Consider the following 26,085-nt stretch of genomic DNA (forward strand, 5'->3'; position numbering starts at 1 on the left):
CAATTGTCGCTTGGATGTCTATGTTTCTTTTTCGGGCTGACCAACAGCCTGCTTCTGTCCTTGCCCACCGCGATGACCGCGGCCACCACGGCGACGAGAACGACGCTTTTTCGTTGATGGTTTTTTGTTACCCTGCGGGTTCCAAACACCGTCATCTATCATCATTTCCATCAAGATGCCTTCCCGCAAGCCACGATCTGCGACGCGCAGCTGCGGACATGGCCACTCCCGATGGAAGGCTTCAAGGATAGCACAGCCAGCCAACACGAGATCGGCTCGGTCATGGCCAATACACGGATTGTTCATCCGCTCATCAAAGTCCATTTCCAATATGCGCGTTATCATTGAGCGTAGCTCGTGAGCGGTCAACCAAGTGCCATCAACAAGCCGGCGATCATATCGTTCCAGCCCCAAATGCACACCGGCAAGTGTGGTGACTGTACCCGATGTTCCCAACATATGAATATGCTTGCTTTGTATGGCTTTGGTTAGAGCTTCACGCTCTTCAAAACAAACCAGCATATCGCGCACTTCGGTAACCATGGCCTCGAAGTGCTCGCGGGTTACAATCTGGCCTCCATGTTTTTCCGACAGGGTAACCACGCCAACTTGAAGCGATGTCCAACATCTAATCCTATCGGAAAGATGGCGCATAGCGCGGCGTGTCTGGCGATTGCGCTTCTCGCCAGGTAGAGGCGCCCCATCATCAGAGAGAGGGTCCAGATCCAACCAAACGATTTCTGACGATCCACCACCGATATCAAACAAAACCACGCCGTCCGCATCGGGATGGACTAAGGACGCACAACCAGACACAGCAAGACGGGCTTCGGTTTCGCGATCCACGATCTCGAGTTTGAGGCCCGTTTCGCGCTGCACACGATTTAGAAAAGCCGCCCCGTTGCTGGCACGCCTACAGGCTTCGGTGGCAATAAGACGGAAACGTTTGACCGACCGGTAAGACAACTTTGATTGGCAGACCTTGAGTGCAGAAATTGCGCGATCTTGCGCCTCCTCACTCAAACGCCCTGATTGTGACAACCCCTCCCCCAAGCGCACAATGCGCGAAAAGGCATCAACCACGCGAAAGCTTTGTCCGTGGGGCTCTGCGACCAGCAGGCGGCAATTGTTTGTGCCCAAATCGAGCGCAGCATAAGTGTCACGCGCCTGTCCTGCAGCAGCATGCCCACTGTTTCTGTTCGGCTGGGCCGAAGGGCGATTCTGGGTTGGTTTGGCCGATGGCCGCGGCGTTTGGACTTTTGCTACGTCCGTGTCAGAACGCGCGTTGTCTTGCCTTGCCTTGCCTTGCCCATTTCGGGTGCGCGGTTCCTGTCGATCCGCATTGCCTTGATCTGCCTGCTCGCGGGATGCATTTCCCTGCGAGGCGTTGGTCGCACGGTTCCGTTCGCCATGAGAATTCTGGCGCCCAGAGCGAGACCGTCTGCGAGACCCATGCTTGACGGCTTCCTGATTGCTGTCTGGATTGGAGACAGAGGAAGCCCCATCAGAATGCGGCGCTGCTGCATCAGCATGTGAAACCATATTAGAAATGGATACAGCAATAGCGCCCGCTTTTCCGTCATCAACGGATTTTCGGTTAGGATTTTCCTGTGCATTTGGCAATGCACCCGCGTTTGCCTCGACATTGGCAGGGGTATCAGCCCTTTTCCGTCGAGAGCGAGAGCGGCGTTTCTTTCGCCCTGGCTGTTGGCCCTTTGACTTTTCCGATCTATCTTGATCGGAATGCCCCTGTCGCATGGAATCGGACGCACCTAGGCCTTGGCCATTGGATACGTCTTTATCGCCACCGCTCATGACAGGCAAAACACGCGCGACGTCAGTCCCTTTTTTACCGGACGTTCCGGATACAGAGGTACTGGCAAGTGCGTGATCAGGTCCAACAGCTGAGCGGCGCCCGTTTCGGGTGCCGTCAGCATCCTGTGCCAATTTTTGTCTCCCGCTGCGCTGCAATCATGAGGACAAATCATGGCGCGCAGCATGCGATTCAATTTGTTTGTCGCGATCCACTTTATCAGCATAAGGACAAAGGGCAAGCAACGAATCCAAGTGCGGTATGGCGTGCAGGCAGTTTGTCTTACCCAAAAAAGAAAGACGTTAACCGTTTGCAACTCCATCTTTGCCGAAATGCGATTGAATTTAGGTATCCTAAATCCCTCAAATGCGTTTTCAGGAAGTTCATGAGTGCAACAAAGTCTGAGATTGTTTTGGTGTAATCGAAACCCGCGACATGCTTCTGAAGCAATTTAGATGGACCCTTGGAGTCCTAACGCACCAGCCATTGCTGTTCGATCCTGCGACATAGGGTTGCGCACTGATTTCCCCAGATCAGGTTTTGCTGCACGTACATCGGATCTGAGGAACACAATAATTTCGATTGCAAAATGTAGGTCTGAAAATTGGCCTTGAAGGCCCCTAGCCCAAAAGGCGATACAGACAAGATATCTAAATGCTGCTCGCAATCTGTTGCGTTAAACAACACGCAACGCCAGAAAAGGCAAAGAGACCAAACGAGACACTTACTTGGTTGCTCGTTTTCTCGGCGTTGCTTTTTTGATAGCGGGTTTTGCGTTGTCTTCGGCAGCCTTTGCAAGGCGCAGTGCTTTGAGTCGCGCGGTGTTTTCGCTAATTTTCAAAGCCTTTTCTTCACGTTCGTTAAGTGCATTCTTTTGGGATTTTTCTATCGCAGCAAAGCGTGCTTGCGCTCGCGTTTTGGAAACGCTTGTCATAAATTATTCCTTCATAGCGAAAACCGGGCCACACGATATGCGTGGCCCGGGCGTATTATTAGTCAGCCATTTTCAGGTTTACTGCAGAAACCTTACCGTCGCGGCCGCTTTCCAAATCATAGGAGACCTTTTGGCCTTCATCCAGACCTGAAAGGCCAGCATTTTCGACAGCAGAAATATGAACGAACGCGTCTTTGCCGCCATCTTCTGGAGCAATAAAGCCGAAGCCTTTAGTGGAATTGAAGAATTTTACTGTTCCGGTTGTCATGGTCGATACCTTGTAAATATATGCCCGAAGCCTGAGGCAAACAGGCGAGCTCCCAGTGGACGAAATGCCCATGGGTTGAAACGTTCGCGAAATCAGGGGGAAACCAAGCAAACCGGCAAGCCGGAAGATCAGATAGCCAATGACGGCAGTAAACGTGCCCTATATGTGGAGGTTTATGACGCTAAAATCAAGGCCAAGCATAAATAGTGCCTGATATTCGTCTTTAGGCGAGACGCAACTCACCCTCAAAAAGCAATTCTTTGTGCTCGGACGGTGCTATTCCCCTAGCCGCCAAAGAAACAAGTTGAAGGATGATAAGACCGGCCTTTCATCACATGCATTTATGTAGAATCGGTCTATTGATTTTGCGCCAGTCGCACTTAAATGTTATTGCGTGAGGCATTCAAAATCTGATATCATTTAGATCGTCCGTAACGACACTCGTTCAGAATACCTGAGCCTATCAGTGCCTTGTTTGAGACTAATTCAGGGCCTTCGAGACTTGAGACGCCACATCCCGTATTCACTCGGGTTCTGTTGATGCGCTGTAGTCGAATTCGTCCCTCGAGGATCAGTCTGTAGCATCATCCGCAAATTTCCGCCTGTCTATGCCTGTACGACCAAAAACACTTTTAGTAATTGGCAGTACCCGCTTTTGCAAATGCGCGTTCCGTTAAAATCTTACTCGTCACTTCACCGTTAGTCTTCGATATCACACGACAAGCAGGCGCCTCTGTGTCCAGCAAATTCGTGAGGTTTTCTGGTCCGCCTTTACCTGCATACACCCACTTGTTGTGCACTCAAATTGCACACTCAAACACCCTTCTCTGATAATTTTAACCTCAAAAGAAAGCTTATATCATGTCGAAAAATCAACGTAGCAATCGCGAAGTTCGTAAACCCAAGAAAGAAAAATCGGTCACAAATTCTGACGTATCGATGTCGAGCCAAATCAAAAATGCTCAGACAAAGAATATTCTGACGCCAAAACCCAAGAAGAAATAGTGCCTAGCACGGACGAAGACATCTGCTTGGCGTCCAATCCATTTTTAAATACCCAAGAAAGCGTTTTGCGTGTGATCCTTGAAACGTTAATGGATGGATATTCAAATTAGACAGGGTTTGAGCAGTCGTTGCATGTACGGCAGTGATGGGGTTGATGAGAGCATTTCCCCACACTGTCGACATGTTAGCCTACGCTTCGGTACAGATTTGGGCATTATTTTAAAGGCGTTCATTTGATCAACTGTGGGTAAAGCAGCAATTCTCGGTCCTGTTGTGGCTTTCTGAAAAACCCCTCTTGACGGTCCATCTGCACAGAGTTAGAACGCCCGCACAGCTTATTTATGAAACGTTCTGCCACGTTTTGTGAAACAACGGTCTAAGCCGTTGATGTTGCTGGGGATTAGTTTAATGGTAGAACAGCGGTCTCTGACACCGTCAGTCCTGGTTCGAGTCCAGGATCCCCAGCCAAAAATTCCACCTAAATTATCGTAATGACTAAGTTTTTCAGTTGACTGTGGGGTTTAATTATTCCCAACCCACCATAATAGTTTCATTAGCAAAACCTGAACTGTTGCCCACAGAAGACTTGTTTTCTTCGTATCAGAAAAACTCGGCGTTAGCCGCCGCAGGAAAGTAGACTTGCCAGCGGCTCGTCACATATCGCTTGTTGGCTGAATTGCATATGAGAACAAATGGAGAACACTCTTTATCTGCACACGCATTAGTGGCATAATTGCTTTCCCCAACGATTCGGGGTGCAAAAACTATATGGTTAAGAAAATGGACAGCCGGTTCCTCGAACTGGATTGCAATCAAATTCTTAAAACCCAAAAACAAAAAACCGAACCTTCACCAATAAGAATTCTTCATCTGCCTGGATTTAGGGTCATTGTAGACAAGTTAATGTTGGGCAGCACTTCTAGTGGTGATATGCCGACAGAACTTAGGTTGGCGATAGACAACCTCTCCAAAGAAACATTTGGCATTACGGAAGATGACACCGAATTCAGTTTTCCAGAAATCACTAGAGTTTCAGCTGTTTATTGGAGCGACGAACATATCGAGCACGAAAACAGGTTCCAAACTTGTAACGTAAACGATGAAATCGCTTTTAAAGTCCTTTACGATCTTGGTTTTGATTTCAGGGGCGACTACGGGAAACCACTCGTATGTCTCAACTATTTTAAAAGACAAGCCGAAGCAGCGGCCAGAGGGATATTCGGCAAGGTTCCTGATATCAATGAAGCAGACGTCCTCATGTGGGAACAAAAAATGCTAATAGATGTTGAGAAACGTCAGCGAAAGAATCGTGCAAAAAAACAGAACCAACGCAAAACAAACAGATTAAACAGATAGCCTAGCTTCACACAACAAAGGGTCGCAGGCTGCTTTGACCTACGACCCATCCAAGTTTTGATGGCGTTCGTTTGCACTGCTCCGTTTATCCTGCGTAGCGTAGTATACTACTCAGCCGTGCCAAGGCAAAGCAGGGCTTGTGCTGTTGTTGGGCTAGTCCGTGTCTTCAGCTTCAAACTCTAAAGTTTGGCCCTTCGGTTTGATGTTACGATGCCGTCACCTCCCCCATCAAAAGCGCAGTCGTTGGTAGCCCAGGCATAAGCTTCAGTTCATCGGTGCGCAGGGTCCCTCGGCTTCCTCCGGTGTGTGACGCGCCCAGAAACAGCGTTGTCAAATCCACCGAACTATAGTCCGACAAATCCGCAACACTCGTGGCAACACCGTCGATTATGAGTTGCGTAAAATTTGGCCCGACCCCAAAGATGATCTCGTGAGGGCCAGACCATGAGAAAGCCTCGGTTACAGGCGCGGGTTCTTTCTCCACTTCAGACACATCATAATAGGAAAGGCGCAGTTGGGTGCCGGAACCATTTGCCCTGAGCATCACATAGTCATGTCCACTGGCTGATCCGAATTCTAATATGCGATCCCAATCATTGTTCCAACCAGCCACAGCACCACGCCAAACGCCGTAGAAACCACCTGTCAGATCAACGGCAGAAAGATCAAAACTCAGCGTGTCATGACTGCGCAGGCCGCCACCAACAATGAAGCTTGTCGTTACGGATCCCGCTTCAAGTTGAACACCAGCAATATCGACATATTCGCCAGCCGTTGCCGAATAAGGCCCCGGTCCTATGTGGATCTCACCATCATGAAGAATCTCCAGAGTGGCTGTGAGCTGATACAGCGAGCCTATTTGTGCCAGCTTGAGATTGGAAAATGAAGATTTCCCATCAATGGTAACATTGGTCAAGACTTCATTGGAAGCGGCCTGAATAGCAGGGAATGCATAGCCCCCCGCCCCATCGGGCACACGCGCCATGACTTGAATCGCATTGCTGGACCCAAAGCGAAAATAGACAGAAAGCGAATAGCTCTCATCGGCCAACACATTGATGACATTGCTGCGCTTTCTGTGCCAATCTGCACCGTCGGATGAGACACTGGCAATTTTGAAATACCCAATATCTTCACCTGTTCTGCTAGATGCAGCCCCGTCATCAGCCCAGAAGTGAACGTCTTCAGGATTTGTCAAAAGTCCTTCACTGCTTGGCTCTGTATAAAGCCCCGCATCAGTTGCCCGCACCACATCTGGATCAAACTGCCGCAATAGGCCAGTGGCATCGAAGCCCCAGCCATCAGATGACCGCACCATATCAACGCGGGATTCTGAGAAGGGAACAATCAACCCGTTCATGGATAAATTGCCATCAAGACAATGCAAAGCCGACCCAGCCCCTGCCCAAGTTGCCCGCCTTTGCCAATCCAGCCAAAAGGGCCCAGACGCACCAAGAGAAAGCATTACCACACCCCCACAACATCACTGGCCGTCGTGCCTGTCGCGTTAAGACGTTTGACTCGAAGCGGCATCCAACCCGACGCATTTTTGAAGGCAACGGTTTCACCCGAGGCAAGAACAACATCAAGATGGCCACCCGTACCAACCCAAACCGCCCGCGTAACATGCGTCAGGTCACTCGCATCATTAGGCGTTAGACTCGCACCGTTGTAGGCCGGACTATCCAGTCCACTTGTTCTATTTTTGAAAGAATCCATAATCATACCTCTTTTGTTATCCAGCCATCAGAATAGATCAGCTGCAAGATAGGTTGATTAGTTGCATTAGTTTAGCAAGGAATAGGTCAATTTTGGCGTATACCGTCTCCCAATAAATCAGTCTTCGCATCAATAATGGGAATATATAATTTTGCAATTACACCAAAATCCATAGAATATAAACTGATAACAAAATATTTTTTCAAATTACACCATTCAAAAATTCGCCATACAAACATGAATAATCAGATTTTACTTATGCGTATATGAAATAAGCAAAGTTTATTCATTGAAAACAAAATCAATATATTGAGTATATTCACGTATCGTCGCATTTTAAATTAGGATTGTTCATGTCAAATAATTTATTCGCAAAAAAGCTAATCCTTGCTCCCGCTCTAACCGCCTGTATGGTTCTAGCAGCCCCTGTCAGTGCGCAGAATGCGGGCGACATTCCTAAGGTGACGAACACCGGCAAATGCGAGTCTCAAGACAATGGAAGTGGCAAATGTGATGTGTCAGGCGCCAACTATAGCGGCGACAAAATAACGGGTTGGTATCGTCACATGAGAGCCGTTGGGGCCGATTTCACCTACGCCAAAATTGGACCGGGGGCATTTGATGATGCAAATCTCTCAAACGCAGATTTTTCTGATGCAAAGATTACCGGAATGTCCGTTCACTCTGCTAATCTTACCGGCGCCAATTTAAGCGGCTCATCACTCCGTGATGCCGCTTTGGATAGTGTCAACCTCACCAACGCCAATCTCAACGGTGCACGCGTCGATAATTGGGACACCTATTTTCCATTGGTAACACTGTGCAACACCACTTTGCCCGACGGAAGCAAAAGCAATCGCGATTGCTGATCTTTGGGATTGGGGTATGTAGTCAGTTGCAGAAGCGCTTGAACCGCGTCTCTCCGGATTGATCTCAGATTGCAAAAAGGGCGCCATTTGGCGCCCTTTTAAATTTTGACAGTTCACTGATGTTTACAGCAGGTCTTTGGCTGTGCCTGCGATTTTGACTTTGATGCCTTGGGTCAAGGCCTGAGCGACAAAGGCCTGCATGACATTTTGCAGCTTGTCTTCAGGCACATAGGCGATGGTGAGGTGATTGGATTGATGACCTGCCATCAGATCATCGCGCCCAACCCCGTCTAGTACAGCGTTCAGCAATGGCCATTCATAGGTGGTTGCTTTGCGACGGCGCTCAAACTCAGCCTCAGGCAATTCAACAGCCGTACCGGAACCGATATGCATGATGACATCCGTGCCAACATAGTGCGCGCGCGCCCAAATGAAACGCCCAGCTTTGCCCTGACCTGCGATGGTTGATCCGCCTTTGGGAAAGAACATAGCAGGCTGACGATAGCCTGTTGCACCGGCGATACCGCCTTTAAGGTGAGCAAAAGGCACCGCGCCCGAGATTTCAAAATCCCAGTAGAATGTGCCTTCAAATTCACTTCCCCAACGCACGTCATGCAATGTGGTCTCTGAAGGCAGATCCATAGCATCTAGAAGGCGGAACAGCATGGCCTGAGGGATGGCTGTGCCCATGTCCACTTCGTTGACACAAGGAATTGGCTTGCCTTCACAAATGATGGCCCCATCTTCATCGGGAATGGGGAAGCGCTCGGCATTGCCAATAGCCCCCTCAGCAAAGTCAGACGCGGCACAGCAGTCTTTGAGACCTTGTTGGTATTGCACACCAACAGCCGCCAGACCAAAGCGTTTGGTGAAGCGCGCCATGGCTATCATCATGGCGCATTGCTCCAATACCTGCTCACGGGTTAGTTCAGTGGCACCATCTTTGCCCCACTGGAACTGCATACCGCGATCCTCATAAAATTTGAGGCATTCTTCGCGCATGTCTTGTGGCACCAGATCCATTTCGACCAACAGCGCAGATTGCGACAGGCCTTCCAGCGGCATGCCAATATCGCTGAGAGCTTTAATGGGGAAATAGCCGTTCATCATCCCCATGCACATGGTATCAAACAGGCCAAGGATTGCCTTGTTGCGCAGGATATAGTTGCCCACTTTGGCGCCATCTTGCCCCGCTTCGCTTTTCAAAACCGGATGGTCAGCAGGCACATCATTCAGATATCCAAGATCATGGTCAACCTTGCCCTCTTTCAACCAGCTTGCGAGACCTGATTTGAACAAGTCATCATCAAAGCCTTCAGACCACAGGCGGGAATAGTCCACTTCCAATGAGGTGAGAGACCCTGCCATACAGAGCATGCCAACAAGTCCGGGCCATGTGCCATCAAAATTGGCAAGTAGCAGGATAGGCCCACGATGTGACAGCAATGACGGAGCGATATGATGAGAATATTGCCACGCAGTCAAAAGCACGATGACGGGCGCGTCAGGGTCGATGCGAGAAAAGAGGGCCGAGCCTTCTTTTTGGGACGAAATAAAGCCGTGTCCGCGGCTTTCATCATAAGCATGGGCGCGTTTCATCTTGAAGCCTTGCGCCGCCAGTTCTTTTTCCAATCGCTCGGAATAGTCTTGATAGATCGGCCAGCAAGGCACATTGGCGCTTTCGCGCAAATCGGCGTTTGTTACAACAAGGATCTCTTTATCACCCACGGTGATAGCCGATTCCTGTTCTGGTAATTTCAACATATTACTCTCCCGATAGTAGATTCTATAAGGTGGCTGCAGCCATCAACGCGTTGTGATGTTCGCGGTTCTCATAGAGGTTTAGATAAACTTGATATTTTGCGTCGTGGAAGGCGGCCTTCGTCAAATCGGCCTTCACTTTATCGCCCTGCTGCACCAGAGCACTGCTGGCCTCTGGCAAACTGGCAAAAGCACCGCAAGCAACCGCTCCGAGGATGGCTGCACCCAAAGTAACAACATCTTCTTCACTCGCCATTTGAATGTCGCGGCCCGTGATATTGGCATATTCACGCAGCCAGAGCGGGTTTTTGGTCGCCCCACCACAAACATAGAGCGTATCAATGCTGTGGCCCGCTTTGGACATTTCCTCGATGATATGCCGTGTGCCATAGGCCACCGCTTGCAAGGTTGCCAAATACAGGCGCGCCAGAGCGTCACGACCTTTTTCCAGCGTCAGACCGGAAACAACCCCGCGTGCATGCGGGTTGGCGCGTGGCGAGCGGTTGCCATGGTGGTCGCCCAACACATGCAAGTCACGAGTGGGATAAGGATCGCGAGATTCCAGATCAGCCACCCATTCATTGAGCAGTGCTATAGGATGTTTGTCCTGCGCTTTTGCTGCAGCCTTCAGGTCAGGCCAAGCATCGCTTTGGGCAATGGTCCATTCGACCAGAGAACCGGCCGCGCTTTGTCCGCCTTCTCCCAACCAATAATCCGGGATCATGGCACCAAAATAAGGCCCCCAAACACCGGGAACCATAATCGGCTTGCGGCTAACGATCATATGACAATTGGAGGTGCCAGAGATCAAGGCCAAACCGCCATCCGGCTTGGCGCCAATCAAGGCCAAACCACCGGAATGGGCATCGATAATGCCACTGGCGACGATAACACCCGTGTGCAGACCAAGCTGCTCGGCGGCCATTTCGCTCAATTGACCGACAGGCGCACCCAATTGGGCAACTGTGGAGGGCACTTTAGACGTTAGGTCATCCAACCCGACAGCATCCAGCATATCTTGCGGGAAGCGGTTTTCGTGGGCGAGATAATTCCATTTGCATGTCAGTGTACAAACGCTTGCCACGTCCGCGCCGGTTGAACGCCAAACCAAATAGTCGGCAAGGTCAAACAGCCGCCAGATTTTTGCATAGCGATCAGGAAAATGCTTTTTCAACCACAGTATTTTGGGCAATTCCATCTCAATTGAAACTTCGCCACCCACATATTGCAGGGCATCGTTGCCCGTCGCATTGATGGCGGCAGTCTCCTCATCGGCACGGTGATCCATCCACATGATAATATCATGATCGTCCTCACCATCTTCCGATACCGAGATAGGTACCCCATCTTCGCCCAATGGAATAACAGAACAAGTGGCATCAAAACCAATCGAGCGTATGGCTTTGGCGTCAACACCGGATTTGGCTAGAGCTTCCTTTGTTGCTTCGCAGATCATGCCCCAAATGTCTGTCGATGATTGCTCGACAAAATTGACCTTGGGGTGGAATTGTTTGATTGCACGCGTCGCAAAAGCCAAACGCTGCCCTGCCTCATTATAAACACCAGTTCGTGTGCTGGCAGAGCCAACATCAATACCGATATAGAATGCTTTCTCCATATCTTTCCTCCATCGGGTTCAAATGTGATCCTTGAACCGTATCTGTTCAATTCATCGTCTTTGTCGCTGTAACTTTGAGAGTGTGATGGCCGGGGGCCAGAGCAAATTGCGCGCCTTGCTCAGTCATCATACCGACAGGCAATAATACCTGTGCATCAACGCCGGGGGGCAGCGTTATAGTCCAGTAAATCACTTCATCTTCATATCGCCAACTGCTTTTTATGCATCCGCTTTGGGCCTCATAAGCGGCTTCGACCCGTCCAATGCGTGGGTCGAATATAGGGCGCATTTGAACCCGTTGATATCCCGGTTTTTCCTCATACCAATCGATACCCGCCAAGCGGGACCAAATCCATTCCCCTACCGCACCATAGGCATAGTGGTTGAAGGAATTCATGGCCTTGCTCTGAAAGCCTTTGTCTTGGGTCCAACCATCCCAGCGCTCCCAGATAGAGGTCGCGCCGTGCCGAATAGAAAAGCCCCAGCTTGGGTAGGTCTCTTTGAGCAACAAATCCACCGCCAGTTTTTCAGCACCGTTGTCGCTTAGAACCGGACACAAGTGCCGAACTCCAAGAAAACCCGTTTGCAAATGACCGTCCGCCTCGTTGATCAATTCGATAAGGCGACTTACAGCCTGCGAACGATGCTTGGAAGGCAACACATCAAAATCCAAGGCCAGTAAATAGGCGGTTTGAGTATCGCTTTTCAGGTGTCCATTTTTCTCAATAAACGCGCCTGCAAAAGCGGCTCGCATCCGAGTGGCGCGGGTGAGCCAAGGCTCGGCATCCCGATCTAACACCCGTGCGATCTTGGCCATGAGATCGGCGAGATAGATCCAATATGCTGTATTGATCAACTCACGATTTGTTTCTGGCCCAATCGTCAACCAGTCACCATAATTGTTGTTCAACTGATTGCGGCGGATGCCGTCAGGATTTTCAGCCTCGACATAAGTCATCCAAGCCTTGAAGGGCTGCCAACAACGTTCTAGCAAAGCATGGTCGCCATACCGCAGATAATGCTGCCATCCCATAATGATGGGTGCATCGCCCCATGCAGGCGCTCCGGGTTGGGGAGTCAGGCGATAGGGATTGAGCGGTTTTGTCGGTGCGACATCAGGGAAAGCACCCTCAGGCGACTGCCCATCAATCATGTCCTCCATCCATTTTGTCAAAAAGGCAGACGTATCCATGAAATATCCGGCCGTGCGCCAAAAGACCTGCGCATCCGCCGTCCACCCATATCGCTCATCGCGCTGGGGGCAATCAGTTGGCACTGAGATAAAATTACTGCGCTGACTCCAAAAAATATTGGATAGCAACTGGTTGAGCATTGTGTTGCCGGTTTTAATCTGGCCAGTTTGCGGGGTATCTGTCTGGATAGCGATGGATGTAAGTTTTGGTGGCGAGGTAACCGGCCCGATGATGGTCAGCTCGACATATTGAAACCCATGAAATGTAAAACGGGGTTTGAAGGTCTCACCTCCGCGGCCAGCTGCGATGAATATGTCTTCAGACACCGCATACCGTAAGTTTTCAGTGTAGAGCTGGCCTGCGTTATCAAGCCGCTCGCCATGGCGCAACCGAAACTCGGTTCCCTCTCGGGCCTCGACCTCCAGTTCAACATAGCCAGCCAGATTTTGACCAAAGTCATAAATGCTTACACTATCAGAGAGAGCCGTTATCGAGCATGGAGCAAGCCTTGCGACTTCTCGTGTCGGTTCACAACGCGCCGCATCCAGTTGCGGCAGGCGCGGTTCGGGGTCAATCTGTTCGACTGGTTGCCAATGGGAAAGATCACAGTCGGGGGCACACCAACCTTCCAGTTCCAGACGGGCGTCAAACATTTCTCCAGCAAGGAAATCAGAATAACAGATAGGTCCTTGTCGTGTTGACCATGTCTCATCCGAGACGATGCATTCGACCCGACCGTCAGCAAACTCAATATGGACCTGGCACAACAATGCCGGACGGCCACCATAATGGTTGCCGGCACGGCGCTGATTGTGACCGATGCGGCCCGAATACCAACCTTCTCCAATGATGGCACCGATGCAATTGTCCCCTTCAAAGAAGGCTTCGGTTACATCCAGGGCATGATATTCGGCGCGCTGGTGATAGTCGGTCCAGCCCGGCGCCATAACATTTTCGCCGATGCGCATGCCGTTGATATACAGCTCATATAGGCCCAACGCCGAAACATAGGCGGTAGCGCGGATAGGCTTAGCCACCAATGCGTGCTCTTTGCGCAGATAGTCAGCAGGGCGCGCCTGAAAACGGTTGTCATAAAGTGCGTCTTGGGGGACATCGCGACCAGCAGGCAACACAAAATAGCGCCCGATCCAAGAGGCCTGCCAATCAGAAGCCTTCAAGCCGGTAAAGACCCTTGCTGGTTCGGCAAGACAGGAAGGCGTATCGGTTTCGTCCCATACCTGAACGCTCCACCACATGATCATGTCCGAGGGCAAGGCGTCTCCACCCCAACGCACCATGTTGGTTTGTGGGCCAATTGTTTTCCCACTGTCCCAAAGGGCACCCAAGCCCTGGAGGACATCATCGCGGCTTGTCCCGGCCACAATCCGCCAAGCGGTTTGGAAATGGGAATCTTCGGGTGACTGATTGGCCTCTAGTGCCCAACCAAACATTGGATACGAGCTATTTAAGCCGCAGGGCTCTGCAAGCTTTTCACAGCGCAATCGAACGGCGGAGACATGAGAAGCTGCAGCCTGAACTGAAACGCACACTTAAAACTCCGTCGCCCTTTTGCGCGCGTTTGAGATATGTTGATCCATGGCATCAACGGCAGCGGCGGTGTCGCGTTTTGCTAACGCATCAATGATGGCGACATGATCACGGAAAGTCTGAGGCCACAAATTTTCTGTCAGGTTAATACGGTCTTTTCGAATGAGTCGAATGCGAATGACATTGATATTATAGGCATGGAGCAGAATTTCATTGCCCGTGCATTGGACCAACAAATTATGAAATTCATTGTCTATTTCCTGCCCCCGTTTGAGGACTTCATCCGTCGGGTTTGCACTGGCCGCTGCGACGAAATCGTCATGCAGCTTTCGTTGCTCTCCGATGATATTGGCAGGCAGAATACGCACTGCGGTCATAACCGCTTCACGCTCCAAAGCAGCACGCATCTGAAACGCATCCCGGATCATCGGCAAGTCTATCGCCGTAATCTGGATGCCGCGTTGAGGAACCACCGTGATCAACCCCTCGGATTCCAAACGCGGCAACAATTCGCGCAGGGCTCCGATAGATAAGTTCATCAACTGTACCAGATCACGCTGGCTGACCAGCTGACCGGATTTCAGCCTTCCTTCAAACAAAGCATTCTGAAACAGCTCATAACCCAACTGCCGGACACTTTGCGAAGCGTCTGTGTGTTTTGTGGACCCGTCCCCTGCCATATTCAGAACCTCCCAGTTCAATTATTTTAGCACGCGGCCTCTTCTGCCTTTTGAAGTGCGATCTCTATTGCCGCCATTTTCTCAGCTGGCAGTTTTTTCAAGGGAGGTACAACGCGACCGAACGCTTCGTTGTTGTAGCGTTTGGCCAACAGCGCCTTGAGCACGGTCAACCCTCCATTGCTATCAACGGCATCAATGCGCATCGCGGCCCGCTTTTCAAACCCTTCCGAAACGCCACCTTGATAAAGCGTGACACAATCCTTTGAGAACGGATTGGTCATACCACCGATCATTCCGGCTCCGCCATTATCTACCATTTTCCTAAGGATCGTATCATTACCGGTAAAGACGGACAATTGCGGGAAGGCCTTGATGAGTTCAAGACCCGACTCAAGATCTCCAGAAGAATCCTTTATACCAACAATGCGCTTTCCAAGGCGATCAAGAACGGCCTGCACCTGTTCAACGGTAAAAGTGATGCCACTGAAGTGTGGAAAATTATACAGAACGATTTCCAGATCGGGATTTCCTGCTTTTTCCACAAGCGTTTCATAATAGCTCGCAACCCCGTCAATTCCTGCATCCCGATAAAAATAGGGAGGAATGATAAGCGCGGCGCGGCACTTCAAACGGGCCAAATCAGAATACATTGCAGCGGCATCATCAACAGAAGATGTCATCACACCGGCGATCTGGCGAGACATGTCCATCCCCAAATCAGACAATTGCTGCAAAGCTGCCAGTTTCTGCCGAACGGAGAAAGAAGGGCCTTCACCCGTGGTGCCAAAAACAGACGTGAAGGCACAACCGTCCGTTATAAGGCTGTCACAATGCGCCTTGAGCTGCGACACATCAATTTCAAACGATTCTGTGAGAGGGGTAATAGCAGCCCCAACGACGCCTTTTAAATCAGTAGTTTTCAACATTTTGGACAACCTTCTGTGGGACCAGCCCCGCAACCTTTTCGGGTCAGTATACCTCATTTGATATCTGATACAATAAGTGTTACCTTCAACTAGCAGATAAGACATATCTGATCTAAGGTGGAATTCGTAAAACCATTCCAAATTCACATTGACCAGGAGGGTCGGTGTGAAAATTGTAAATTCTATGGGAGGACGACTATGACGTCATATCGCTTTGCTGCTGCAGCTCTTCTTTGCTGTTCTTTCTTGGTTGCCCCTGCTGTTGCTCAGGATAAAATTACTCTGAAATACAGCACAGCATCGGTTCCAACCGATCTTCATACCAAAGCAATGCATGTGTTCAAAGATGCGCTAGAAGCGAAAATGCCTGGCCGCTTTGACACTCAAATTTATGATTCCAGTGCTTTGTTTGCGCAGGGTAAAGATTTGGACGCCCTACAGCGCGGCAATGCTGAAATGATCTATCTTTCATTCCAGTTGATCGCTGACAGCCTTCCACAATACAGCCTGTTGACCGCTGGTTACCTGTTTCAGGATGCCAAGCACTATCGCACCTTCCTTGCATCTGATCTCGGCCAGAAATTCAAAGCTGACGTTTCAGATGAAATGGGTGTGCAGTTGCTCGATACTTGCTATCTGGGCACCCGCCAGCTCAACTTGCGCAGCGTAAAAGACATCCAGACCCCTGCAGATATGGCCGGTGTTAAACTGCGCATGCCTGGGTCAGATGCTTGGTTGTTCCTTGGTAAAGCATTGGGTGCAAACCCAACTCCGTTGCCATTTGGTGAAGTGTATTTGGGCCTTCAAACCGGCACCATCGACGCTCAGGACAATCCGCTTCCTACGGTTGACGCTGCTAAGTTTTACGAAGTTACCAAGCAGATCACTTTGACCAACCACCTTGTTGACGGAGTCAATGTAACCGTAAACAACCAGACGTGGGATAAGCTGACAGACGACGAGAAAGCAGCAATGACCGCTGCGGCTCAAGAATCCTGTGATTACAACAATGAAGGCCGCTACAAGGAAGAAGCGCGTCTTGTTGACTTCTTCAAGGAAAAAGGACTGACGGTTACCACTCCAGACGTCGATGCATTCCGCAAGCATGTTCAGGATTATTATGTTAACTCTGATCGTTCCAAAGAATGGCCTAAAGGTTGGATCGAACAAATCAACGCGATGGCCGAATAAGGAACTCTAAACATGACCGGCTTCCTTTCACAGGAAACGCTGGTTGCTTTTGGTCGCCTTCTCAAGAAGGCGGCCAATACGATCGGTGTGCTTCTGTTCCTGACAGCTTTTTGCGGATTTATCGTCCAAATTTTCTATCGATATGTGCTTAACCTGCCACTTCTTTGGACAGAAGAAGTGACGATGATTGCCTTTATCTGGGCTGTTTTCTGGGCCGCAGCTTTTATCACGCCCATTAGGGAGCATGTCTCTTTTGACGTGGTCTATGAAATGGTCTCGGTTAAAAAACGCCGGATTTTCAGTATCATTTCGATGGTTGTGCTGATCATAGCCTTTTGCATGCTGGTTCCTCACACCTTGGATTATCTTGAATTTCTGATGAGAAAGAAAAGCGCCGTGTTGCGCCTGCCAATGCACTGGATTTATGGCTGTTATTTTCTTTTTCTGTGCGGCTTCATCATTCAGGCAGTCCATCGCGTTTGGAAACTGCTGGGCAAAGACTGGCAAGACAACATTTAATCAGGTGTGAGCTCACATGGACGTCCTTTCCGATTATGCTCTAATCATTATGCTGGTCATTATGATTGGCATTACCATCACTGGTCTCCCGTTGGGGATCGCGATGATTGTATCAAGTATCTTTTACCTCTTCATCTCGGGTCAAGATATTGGTCTTGCCGCAGAAAATGTATTGAACGGTGTGTTCGGTAACTTCGTTGCACTTGCGGTGCCGTTGTTCATTTTTTCAGCAAATATCATGAATGCCGGTAGCGTATCCGATCGAATACTCACCTTCGCATTGGCCCTTGTCGGGCGGGTGCCAGGGGGGCTTGCGCAAGTGAATATCATGACATCGCTCATTTTTTCGGGTATGAGTGGCTCAGCCATCTCCGATGTGGCCGGTGTTGGCAAAATCATCACAGAAATGATGATCAAGGAGAACCGCTATCCACGCGGCTTTGCAGGGGCCATAACGGCAGTTTCTGCTGTTGTGGGACCGATTTTTCCGCCATCCATCCCGGTTGTGTTTTATGCGCTGATATCGTCCACATCCGTTGGCGTGTTGTTCTTGGGTGGGGTCATTCCTGCGATTATGGTTTGTACCACGCTTGGTATTACCGTCTATTTCATGGCCAAGATTCGCGGTTTTCCTATTGAAGAGGCCATTCCTCTACGCGCTTTCCCATTGATTCTGTTACGCGCCATTCCCGCACTCTTAATGCCGGTCATCCTGTTGGGCGGTATCTATTCTGGTGCTTTTACTCCGACTGAGGCAGCAGCCGTCGCGGCCTTCTACGCCCTGTTATTGGCGACTTTCGCCTATCGAGTGATGGGCTTGAAGAAATTCTGGGGTGTCGTGATCGATACAGTACGAACGACGTCTGTCGTCACCATCGTTCTGTGCGGCGCTTATATCTTCAATTATGTTGTGACGGTAGAGCAAGTTCCCCAAACGGTTTTCGCATTCTTTGATTCAATGAATTTGAATCGGGTTGAATTTCTTTTGCTGCTGAACCTGCTGTTCCTGCTTATGGGCTGCATCCTCGATGTGTCGACCATTATGCTGGTTGTCACACCGTTGTTCATTCCGACGGCATTGGGGTTGGGTATTGATCTGCACCATTTGGGGATTGTGTTGGTCTTCAACATGATGATTGGTCTTATCACCCCGCCTTATGGCATTTTGCTTTTCATCATCAAAGCGTTGAACGGCATTCCATTGGGTGAGATGATCAGGGAAACCTGGCTGTTCCTAGGCCTATTGATCATTTTGCTATTGATGCTGACCTTCATCCCAGACTTGGTATTGTGGCTACCGCGCTATGCGGGCATGCTGCAATAGATAGACAAGGGCCTGAATTTCAACATTGTGTCACACAGTATGAAACCGATGAGATGCACAGTCTCATCGGTTTTTCATTGCTTCAATGAAGTATCAAGGAGTGTCAGGCAGACAGGCCTTACGGGGACGAAAACCTATCGTGTGGCTTTATCGGCCCAGCTCAGCACCAGATCGACAAAGGCCTGCCCCGCCAGCGCCAAGTCGCTCGAATTGTCGATGTGATGTGTCTTGACGTCAAACAAATCTTCCCCTTGCAATGTCTGGGTTCGAGCAAGACGCTGCTTGATTTCTTCGGCGCTTTCTCGGCCACGTTTGGCCAACCGAGCGGCAAGAATTTCGGGTTCGACCGTCAGGTTGATGACTTCAAAATGGGGGAATTGCTCACGCAACAAAGGAAGCGTTTTGCGTGATCCGTTGGCAATTGCCACGCCCCCTGTTTTGAGATGTTCCAACAAGGTGACAGGCAAGCCATAATAAAGTCCATGTGCATTCCATGATAGAATAAAATCACCCTGCATTTCTGCTTTTTGAAACTCGGGAATGGTCATGCTATCGTGATCTTCACTGGAATCAGCATTGTCACGGGTGATGCAGCGGCGGACAAATAGAATGCGTTTGTCGTCGGCCAATCGCAGCCGCGCCCAGTCCAGAACACTGTCCTTGCCAGAACCGCTGGGCCCTACCAAAAGAACAAGCGTGCCATAGCCATCCGATGCAGGGTCATTGCTATTATTATCGTTCATTGTGCTCTCCTAGCCCCTTGTGTTGAGAGACTAAACAATGCGGTTCCCTTGACGCCAGACTTGACGAATGATCGGAGTGCTGCGCGACTTGCGGACATGAACCAGATCGGCGCGTTTGCCAATTTCAATCGAACCGCGATCATCAAGTCCGGTGGCACGGGCGGGATTGTCGGATATCATGCAAACCGCCTGCGGTAGCGTAATGTCCCGATCACTGTCTGCCAACGAAAAAGCCGCTTGTACCAGTGACATGGGAATATAGTCCGAGGATAGAATGTCCAAAACACCCTCATCCACCAGATCACCAGCCGCGATGTTACCCGAATGAGAGCCTCCGCGCACAACATTTGGCGCGCCCATTAGCACGGACAATCCCGCATTGTGTGAGGCCTTTGCGGCAGCCATCGTGGTTGGAAATTCGGCCACATGAATATCCTGACTGATGGCTTCTTCTACATGCTCTATCGTGGCATCATCGTGGGACGCAAGGATCAGGCCGCGCTGCTTACAAAGATCAGCAATCATCTTGCGGTGGCGATCTGAATTGCGGGACGATGCCTCCATGCGGCGTTCACAGAATTCGTCAAACTCAGTGTCCGTCATTTTCAATTTGCCTTTGTAATAAACGGCATATTGATTGATGTCAGCAAACTGGCGTTGTCCCGGCGCGTGGTCCATAACCGAAATCAGTTTGACCAGCGGATAATTGTCGAACTCATGGAAAGCAGAGATACAGTCATCCGCCGACACTTCACAACGCAAATGAATAAAGTGCTCCGCACGCAAGGTTTCCTCGTCGACGCCACGATGAAAGGCATCGGCAAGGGCTTTCATATCTGTGTAGGTCAAATCTGCATCACTATCCAGCCCAACACGCAGGGCGTCAAATACCGTCGTGATGCCGGAAGAAGCGATCTGCGCGTCATGGGCCAAAACTGCTGCCATAGGGTGCCAACGCACCTTGGGTCGTGGGGCATAATGGCCTTCAACATGATCGGTGTGTAGCTCTACAAATCCAGGAAGCAAGAAGTCACCTTCCAGATCGTAAGCAACACTTTCCAGTGCATCGGGCAACTCACCCTCGGCTATATCGGCGATCAGGCCATCACGGATATGAATGTGCCCATGTAGAACTTCGTCTTGCTTGACGATCACGGCATTCTTTAAAATCAATTCGCGTTTCATATCGGACATATTCCTGTGTGCGGGCACTCTGCCCCTCATCGTACGTATCGTCTATTGCGGTCTTGTCTAGGCTTCGTGTCAGCCAATCGGAAACTGGCGTTTCACCAAAAAAGGCGCGCCGCGTTCGGGCTCTATGAAGAGAGACAAGGCAGAAAAACTTGGTGCCTGGTTCAAACAAGATGAAAAGTGCGTGTTGAGTGCAGTTTTAAATGTATGGGTCAAATCCTGCGGCACAGGATCGGTTAAGGTCATGTGGAACCTGAAATTTTCAAAAATATGCGGATAGCCCCAGTTGAGCAGATTATCGCGTTGACTGGCGGAAAGCTTGTCAGGATTTCGCCGCGCTATATCTGCTTGGTTTAATGGCGCACGGAACGCGTCAAAATCCCGCACCAAGGCAGACGCCAAGTCATTGAGTTCTTGTGAAGGAGCGCTTGGCAGCAACGCAAAAAAGCGCCCGAGTTGCCCAATTTTGAATTGGGACATCGTAAAAGGCGTTAGATGGGTGCAATAGGCAGCAAGCGCATCTTCCAGCTCGTTGATGCTGTGGCCCTCTGCTAGTTCAAACGGCGCTTTGAGCGTCCCATGGAACCCATACCGACGCGCAGACGACACCATGTCGTCAAACTGTGATTGCTTCATCCCGTCAATCGGGGACGGGCGTTCAATCATCGCACCTGTAATAACATCACGCCCCAGCCACAGGTTGGCAGCTTGGTTGAGCGGAGACCCAAGGCGGGGACTGTAAAAGATTGCGTAACGCGGCAAGGCTTATTTCCTTCCTATGATGCTGGCAGTCCCCCGCCAGCTATTTGCGGCTTTTAACTCTTGGTCAGCATCGCACGCAGTTTTCCTGAGATACTATCAAAAACATAGACAACAATAAGAACCAGGATGACCATGTAGAATACATTTTCCCAATCCTGATTGGTGCGCATGGCTTCCCACAATTTGAGACCAATGCCCCCCGCCCCCACAGCCCCGATGATGGTGGCAGAACGGGTATTGGATTCCCAAAAATATAGAGACTGGGACAGAAAGACCGGAAGCACTTGGGGCAACACGCCAAATCGTTGTACGAGCAAAGGGTTTGCTCCCAGAGACTTGATCCCTTCGCGCTGTTTGTCGTCGATATTTTCCAACGCTTCGGAATAGGTTTTGCCGAGTGTTCCCGTATCAGTAAAGAAGATAGCGGACATGCCAGCCAATGGACCTGGTCCGAAAGCGCGGGTGAAAAACAGCGCCCAAATCAACATATCAACGGACCTTAGAAAATCAAAAAACCGCTTGAAAATCTGGTTTACGATACTGCTTTGCGTGATATTCCGCGCTGCAAAAAACGCCATCGGAAAAGCAAGGATCGTAGCAAAAAGCGTACCTACAAAGGCCATAACAATGGTTTGCAGCATTTTAATCCAAACATCGCCGTGCTGCCATTCGGCATTGTTGACGATATTGTCAAAGGCCAATACTGCGTTTGACATGGTTGGTTTTATGCGATCACCGGATGCAATCATACTCATGACCTCACCAAAACTCTTGTTCCAGAAGGGCGAGTTGGTGTCGAACAGGAAATTCTCCCAGCCAAAGAACCGGCGGCGAATCTTGACTTCATCACTCTCCACTTCGACACGGCCATCGACACCAAAGGAGGCTACGATTTTTCCGTCGGCATATTTTTGATTGGCCCATTGAGGCAAGCCTCCGCGCGCGCGAACGCTCTGGTCCTTAATGATGTCAATGATCAATACATCTTGGCCACGAGTGAGGGTCACCATTTTTGGCTCGACGAGAATTTGGCCTCCCCCCAAAGAGACTTGCGCTTTGGTGGTGACTTCACGTCGTTCAAATTGTGCTTGCTCAGCCTTTGCATCAACCGTAGCAACGGGATTGCCTGCGGTCGCGGCCCCCGGTGCCATAAAGTCAATTGCCGCCCCCTTGGAAGGTTCGGAGGGGTTTTTAGCGGTGCCAGCATCAGGCGCCATAAAACTAAAAGCCGCCTGAGGCGTGGCAATTGTTTGCGGAGTGGCCACGACTTGGGTCTGGATGTCGACTATTTCTGTAGTCTTAGATATCCAAAGCGGTTGAGGATCGCTTCCTAATGGGGAGAAGCGCGGAAACTCGACCCTTACAAACCCGTCATCATATTCGATGTCGGGGCGCACTTCATAGGAAACCCAATCAGCCAAATAGGCTCCTGCGATATCCCAGTTGCCATTGTTCAGGACCTGTCCAACATGGAAAAAGCTCCAGGCAAAAAGGAGATAGATTATGATGGCAGCTGAAACGATCCAACCACGCAGTTGCTTGAACCAGTTTGGCTTGAAGACCTCCGGGTGGCGGTTGATGACAGCGTCCAGATCGGCCGCGGACAGTGCGTTGATGGCATGGGCAGTCATAGTCTAGTCTCCCTTTACACACTTGCGCCGAAGGCGAAGGCTTGGTTGCCAACAAGCTTCTTGCGAAGCCACGCCGAAAATTGGTCAATGGCGATGATCGTGATAAAAAGCAATATGACAATCGCCAGCGTCTTGGCTTCATGACCACGAGAGATTGAAAGGCGAAGCGCCTCTCCGACACCACCGCCGCCAACAGCACCAATGATGGTGGAGGCACGCACGTTGATCTCCAAACGCAACAACGTGTAGGAGAGAAAGTTTGGTAACACTTGCGGAACGATACCGAACCAGACACGTTCCACCCAGCTGCCGCCAACAGCCCTTAGGCCTTCATCCGCCTTCATATCGGCATTTTCGACCACTTCAAAAAACATCTTGCCCAAAGAGCCGATGGTATGGATGGAAACGGCGATCATGGCAGGAATGGCGCCCAGCGAAAGGACTGCAACAAAGAAACCTGCAATCACGATTTCAGGGAAGGCACGCAGGATCTCGAGAATGCGGCGCACCAAAAACCGCAACCACTTGCGTGTTGTCAGGTTGGATGCGGCCAAGAAGCAGAAAATGAAACCGAAGAAAAATCCGAACAAGGTGGCAACGATGGCAATATTGATCGTCTCCAGCATCTTGTAGACATATTCCGGCATGTAGAAACTGTCGATCAAAAAGACACGACCTTCAGGATAATTATACTTGAGGCTGCCATCGGCATATGGAGTTTCTAGATCAAAAAGCGCGCGCCAGACTTCCATAGCGTCCCGCGGAGCCAGATCGATGAAGAAGTCAAAAAAGTAGGGCAACCGATCAAAAAACTTACCGGCATTTGTTTCGTTGGCAAACCATAGCGAAGAGAAAAGAGCAACCAACAACAACCCGATTGAAATCAAACTATAGGTGCGCCGCTTGCGGTTGAGCTCCTGCCAGTGGCGCTCTGTCGCAGCACATTCGTCCGACAGGACAACAGGGGATTTTTGCGTCATTTGTCTACCTATAACGTTGCCTTGACAGTTTGGTTTAGCAAGATGGAGCTCGCCGAAATTTTGCAGCAAAGAACAGCCCGAGCGACAACCCGGACTGTCTGTTTCATTTCCAATTAATTTTCACCAGCATCGTGCTGTCGATAAAAATTATCCGCCAATTTTTGCTTTACGAGCAGCTACAATGGCTGTGTAAAAATCTTCATTGACCTCGGTAAAGCCTTTATAATCACCACCCTGAATCGCGGAGAAACACGCTGCATCAGTTTCAGGAAGCTTGAGCATGAAGTCTTTGAATTTGGCTTTTGTGTCTGCATCCATTGTGGAACGCACGACGATTGGGCCATTAGGGATCAATGGGGACTGCCATAACTGAACCAGATCACCCATGTCCAAGATGCCTTTGTCGACCATCTTTTTCAGGTTCCCGGATGTGTAGCCATCTTCGAATTTGCCAACGCCTGAAGACCATGTCGTGCCTGCATCGAAGTTGCCTTTAACAACTTCAAGAACCAGGTTCTCATGACCGCCGCCGAAGCCGGTTTCAGAGAAATATTCTTTGATTTCACTACCAATGGCAGCAGGCAAAGTAACACTTGGGACAAGGAAACCCGAGGTGGAGTCAGGATCGGCAAAGCCAAGTTTCTTGCCTTTCATGTCTTCCAGTTTTGTCATGCCAGAGTCTTTACGAGCCACCATGACAGAGTAATAGCCCGTAGACCCATCGGTCTGGATGGTGGTCAGGATCGGCTCAACGGCCTTAGGATCCTTCAGAAACACTTTTGCGTAACCGGACGCGCCTAGTTCGGCATAGTCAAGCGTGCCACCCAGAAGCCCTTGAACCACGCCGTCATAGTCAGCAGCTGGGAAAAGAGACACTTTGTCAACGCCGATAGCGGCAGGAAGCGCATCAACAAGACACTGGAAGTTGCGCAGACGATCCGCTTCGTTTTCGCCACCCAGAATACCGATCCGGAATTCTTTATCAGCAGCAAAAGCTGGAGCAGTAGCACCGGCTGCCAATGCAGCTACGGAAACGGCGGCAAGAATTGCTTTTTTAAACATGTTCATGTCTCCTGGTTTCAACCGGCCTTTGCCGGTGTCATCCCTGTGTGATGGTTTGTTTATCGACTTGGGTTTGGCCCTTTACGCAGGCAAAGCGATCTCGGAAGGGGCGTGCGACATCACTGAAACCGCCGCATGATCATAAGATTCTTTGATAGAAGTTGACGTGATGGCTTCGGAAATCTCGACGCCTTCCGCAGAGCCATAAATCATTTTCACGGCATCATTGGTCAGCTGCGACGCTGGGCCATCGAACACGACACGCCCCTGATACATGCCAATGATGCGCTCACAATAAGCGCGTGCGGTATCAAGCGTATGCAAGTTGGTCACCACGGTGATGCCGTCGCGTTCGTTGATGTCTTTCAGGCTGTCCATCACAATCTGCGCATTGAGCGGATCAAGTGATGCGATGGGCTCATCAGCCAAAATGATTTTCGGGCTCTGCAACAAGGCACGTGCAATGGCCACCCGCTGTTGCTGACCGCCGGACAAAGTGCCTGCACGCTGGAGCGCAGTCTGGGCGATGCCCAAGCGCTCCAAAGCCATCAAGGCTTGTGCCCGTTCTTCACGCGAGAAGACGTTGAGCAGATTGAGAACCGTGTTACGATGATTCAAACGACCCAACAACACATTGGTCAGCACATCAAGACGCGGCACCAGATTGAACTGCTGAAAGATCATGGCACAATCACGCTGCCAATCACGCAACGCACGTCCGCTAATTTTGGAGACTTGTGTACCGCCGGAAACAATGGCTCCTTCGGATGGATCAATAAGGCGATTGATCATGCGAAGAAGCGTTGATTTACCAGCGCCGGAACGTCCGATAACACCGACCATTTGTCCTTGTGGAATGGAGATATTAACAGAATCCACAGCTGTATTGGGACCAAATTGGCGCGTCACATTCGTCAGTTCCAGCATGTATCATCTCCTGCAAATTTCATTGGAACCATGTTCGCTTTGCGGTTCAACTGTTCGCAGAAGAG

Annotated in this window: 22 protein-coding genes and 1 tRNA gene; 6 read left to right on the plus strand and 17 right to left on the minus strand. The window is 50.2% G+C overall.

Annotated features, from left to right (window positions below):
- Nucleotides 1-18: 18 nt before the first annotated feature.
- The 3 genes from C0081_RS12585 to C0081_RS12595 all read right to left on the minus strand — a co-directional run bounded on the left by C0081_RS12585 (nucleotide 19) and on the right by C0081_RS12595 (nucleotide 3,015).
- Nucleotides 19-1,758, minus strand: coding sequence for a Ppx/GppA phosphatase family protein (locus C0081_RS12585; RefSeq protein WP_101534376.1), 1,740 nt, complete (start codon nucleotides 1,756-1,758; stop codon nucleotides 19-21).
- 779 nt (nucleotides 1,759-2,537) lie between these two features.
- Nucleotides 2,538-2,747: a transcriptional regulator gene (locus C0081_RS12590; protein ID WP_101534177.1), complete on the minus strand. Its 210-nt coding sequence runs from the start codon at nucleotides 2,745-2,747 to the stop codon at nucleotides 2,538-2,540.
- 58 nt (nucleotides 2,748-2,805) lie between these two features.
- A complete protein-coding gene (locus C0081_RS12595; protein WP_101534178.1) occupies nucleotides 2,806-3,015 on the minus strand; it encodes a cold-shock protein in 210 nt (69 codons plus the stop codon).
- A 1,399-nt stretch (nucleotides 3,016-4,414) separates the two neighbouring features.
- On the opposite strand from C0081_RS12595, the gene C0081_RS12600 reads away from it, so the two are divergent.
- Nucleotides 4,415-4,488, plus strand: a tRNA-Gln gene (locus tag C0081_RS12600).
- Between the two features lie 300 nt (nucleotides 4,489-4,788).
- Nucleotides 4,789-5,376, plus strand: coding sequence for a hypothetical protein (locus C0081_RS12605; RefSeq protein WP_101534179.1), 588 nt, complete (start codon nucleotides 4,789-4,791; stop codon nucleotides 5,374-5,376).
- A gap of 205 nt (nucleotides 5,377-5,581) precedes the next feature.
- Here the strand turns inward: C0081_RS12605 and C0081_RS12610 are convergent, their stop codons facing one another.
- Together C0081_RS12610 and C0081_RS12615 are read right to left on the minus strand one after the other, a co-directional pair.
- Nucleotides 5,582-6,841, minus strand: a complete 1,260-nt coding sequence (locus C0081_RS12610) for a phage head spike fiber domain-containing protein (RefSeq protein ID WP_101534180.1) — start codon at nucleotides 6,839-6,841, stop codon at nucleotides 5,582-5,584.
- On the minus strand, nucleotides 6,841-7,095 hold the full coding sequence (locus C0081_RS12615) for a spike base protein, RCAP_Rcc01079 family (protein ID WP_101534181.1): 255 nt from the start codon (nucleotides 7,093-7,095) through the stop codon (nucleotides 6,841-6,843). Before C0081_RS12615 ends, C0081_RS12610 begins: the two co-directional genes overlap by 1 nt.
- A gap of 353 nt (nucleotides 7,096-7,448) precedes the next feature.
- Between C0081_RS12615 and C0081_RS12620 the strand changes: the two genes are divergently transcribed.
- Nucleotides 7,449-7,964 (plus strand): pentapeptide repeat-containing protein, encoded by a 516-nt coding sequence (locus C0081_RS12620; protein WP_101534182.1) that lies wholly within the window; start codon nucleotides 7,449-7,451, stop codon nucleotides 7,962-7,964.
- Nucleotides 7,965-8,087: 123 nt separating this feature from the next.
- On the opposite strand, the gene C0081_RS12625 is transcribed toward C0081_RS12620, so the two are convergent.
- Genes C0081_RS12625 through C0081_RS12645 form a run of 5 tightly spaced genes read right to left on the minus strand, consistent with a single transcriptional unit; the run spans nucleotide 8,088 to nucleotide 15,690 of the window.
- Nucleotides 8,088-9,728, minus strand: a complete 1,641-nt coding sequence (locus C0081_RS12625) for a signal transduction protein (RefSeq protein ID WP_101534183.1) — start codon at nucleotides 9,726-9,728, stop codon at nucleotides 8,088-8,090.
- A gap of 22 nt (nucleotides 9,729-9,750) precedes the next feature.
- Nucleotides 9,751-11,343 (minus strand): FGGY-family carbohydrate kinase, encoded by a 1,593-nt coding sequence (locus C0081_RS12630; RefSeq protein ID WP_101534184.1) that lies wholly within the window; start codon nucleotides 11,341-11,343, stop codon nucleotides 9,751-9,753.
- A 46-nt stretch (nucleotides 11,344-11,389) separates the two neighbouring features.
- Nucleotides 11,390-14,086: an alpha-L-rhamnosidase gene (locus C0081_RS12635; protein WP_146006457.1), complete on the minus strand. Its 2,697-nt coding sequence runs from the start codon at nucleotides 14,084-14,086 to the stop codon at nucleotides 11,390-11,392.
- Complete coding sequence (locus C0081_RS12640) at nucleotides 14,087-14,764, minus strand: GntR family transcriptional regulator (RefSeq protein ID WP_101534186.1); 678 nt, start codon at nucleotides 14,762-14,764, stop codon at nucleotides 14,087-14,089. It abuts the gene before it with no gap.
- Nucleotides 14,765-14,790: 26 nt separating this feature from the next.
- On the minus strand, nucleotides 14,791-15,690 hold the full coding sequence (locus tag C0081_RS12645; RefSeq protein WP_180966885.1) for a dihydrodipicolinate synthase family protein: 900 nt from the start codon (nucleotides 15,688-15,690) through the stop codon (nucleotides 14,791-14,793).
- 198 nt (nucleotides 15,691-15,888) lie between these two features.
- Between C0081_RS12645 and C0081_RS12650 the strand changes: the two genes are divergently transcribed.
- From C0081_RS12650 to C0081_RS12660, 3 genes are read left to right on the plus strand one after another with little or no spacing between them, the layout of a single operon-like run.
- Entirely contained in the window at nucleotides 15,889-16,881 is a 993-nt protein-coding gene (locus tag C0081_RS12650) for a sialic acid TRAP transporter substrate-binding protein SiaP (protein ID WP_101534188.1), read from the plus strand.
- A gap of 12 nt (nucleotides 16,882-16,893) precedes the next feature.
- Nucleotides 16,894-17,400, plus strand: a complete 507-nt coding sequence (locus tag C0081_RS12655) for a TRAP transporter small permease (RefSeq protein ID WP_101534189.1) — start codon at nucleotides 16,894-16,896, stop codon at nucleotides 17,398-17,400.
- 16 nt (nucleotides 17,401-17,416) lie between these two features.
- Nucleotides 17,417-18,724 carry a TRAP transporter large permease gene (locus C0081_RS12660; RefSeq protein WP_101534190.1) on the plus strand — a complete coding sequence of 436 codons (1,308 nt, stop codon included), beginning with the start codon at nucleotides 17,417-17,419 and terminating at the stop codon, nucleotides 18,722-18,724.
- Between the two features lie 134 nt (nucleotides 18,725-18,858).
- Here C0081_RS12660 and phnN read toward each other — a convergent pair whose 3' ends face one another.
- The 7 genes from phnN to phnC all read right to left on the minus strand — a co-directional run bounded on the left by phnN (nucleotide 18,859) and on the right by phnC (nucleotide 26,020).
- Nucleotides 18,859-19,467: a phosphonate metabolism protein/1,5-bisphosphokinase (PRPP-forming) PhnN gene (phnN, locus tag C0081_RS12665; RefSeq protein WP_101534191.1), complete on the minus strand. Its 609-nt coding sequence runs from the start codon at nucleotides 19,465-19,467 to the stop codon at nucleotides 18,859-18,861.
- A gap of 30 nt (nucleotides 19,468-19,497) precedes the next feature.
- Complete coding sequence (locus C0081_RS12670) at nucleotides 19,498-20,652, minus strand: alpha-D-ribose 1-methylphosphonate 5-triphosphate diphosphatase (protein WP_101534377.1); 1,155 nt, start codon at nucleotides 20,650-20,652, stop codon at nucleotides 19,498-19,500.
- A 78-nt stretch (nucleotides 20,653-20,730) separates the two neighbouring features.
- On the minus strand, nucleotides 20,731-21,420 hold the full coding sequence (locus C0081_RS12675) for a DUF1045 domain-containing protein (protein WP_101534192.1): 690 nt from the start codon (nucleotides 21,418-21,420) through the stop codon (nucleotides 20,731-20,733).
- A 53-nt stretch (nucleotides 21,421-21,473) separates the two neighbouring features.
- A complete protein-coding gene (gene phnE / locus C0081_RS12680; RefSeq protein WP_101534193.1) occupies nucleotides 21,474-23,051 on the minus strand; it encodes a phosphonate ABC transporter, permease protein PhnE in 1,578 nt (525 codons plus the stop codon).
- Nucleotides 23,052-23,065: 14 nt separating this feature from the next.
- Nucleotides 23,066-24,031, minus strand: coding sequence for a phosphonate ABC transporter, permease protein PhnE (phnE, locus tag C0081_RS12685; RefSeq protein WP_101534194.1), 966 nt, complete (start codon nucleotides 24,029-24,031; stop codon nucleotides 23,066-23,068).
- A gap of 147 nt (nucleotides 24,032-24,178) precedes the next feature.
- Nucleotides 24,179-25,093, minus strand: coding sequence for a phosphonate ABC transporter substrate-binding protein (phnD, locus tag C0081_RS12690; protein WP_101534195.1), 915 nt, complete (start codon nucleotides 25,091-25,093; stop codon nucleotides 24,179-24,181).
- Between the two features lie 81 nt (nucleotides 25,094-25,174).
- Nucleotides 25,175-26,020, minus strand: a complete 846-nt coding sequence (gene phnC, locus C0081_RS12695) for a phosphonate ABC transporter ATP-binding protein (RefSeq protein WP_101534196.1) — start codon at nucleotides 26,018-26,020, stop codon at nucleotides 25,175-25,177.
- Nucleotides 26,021-26,085: the final 65 nt, after the last annotated feature.

This window comes from Cohaesibacter celericrescens, assembly GCF_002866925.1.
Classification (GTDB): Bacteria; Pseudomonadota; Alphaproteobacteria; order Rhizobiales; family Cohaesibacteraceae; genus Cohaesibacter; species Cohaesibacter celericrescens.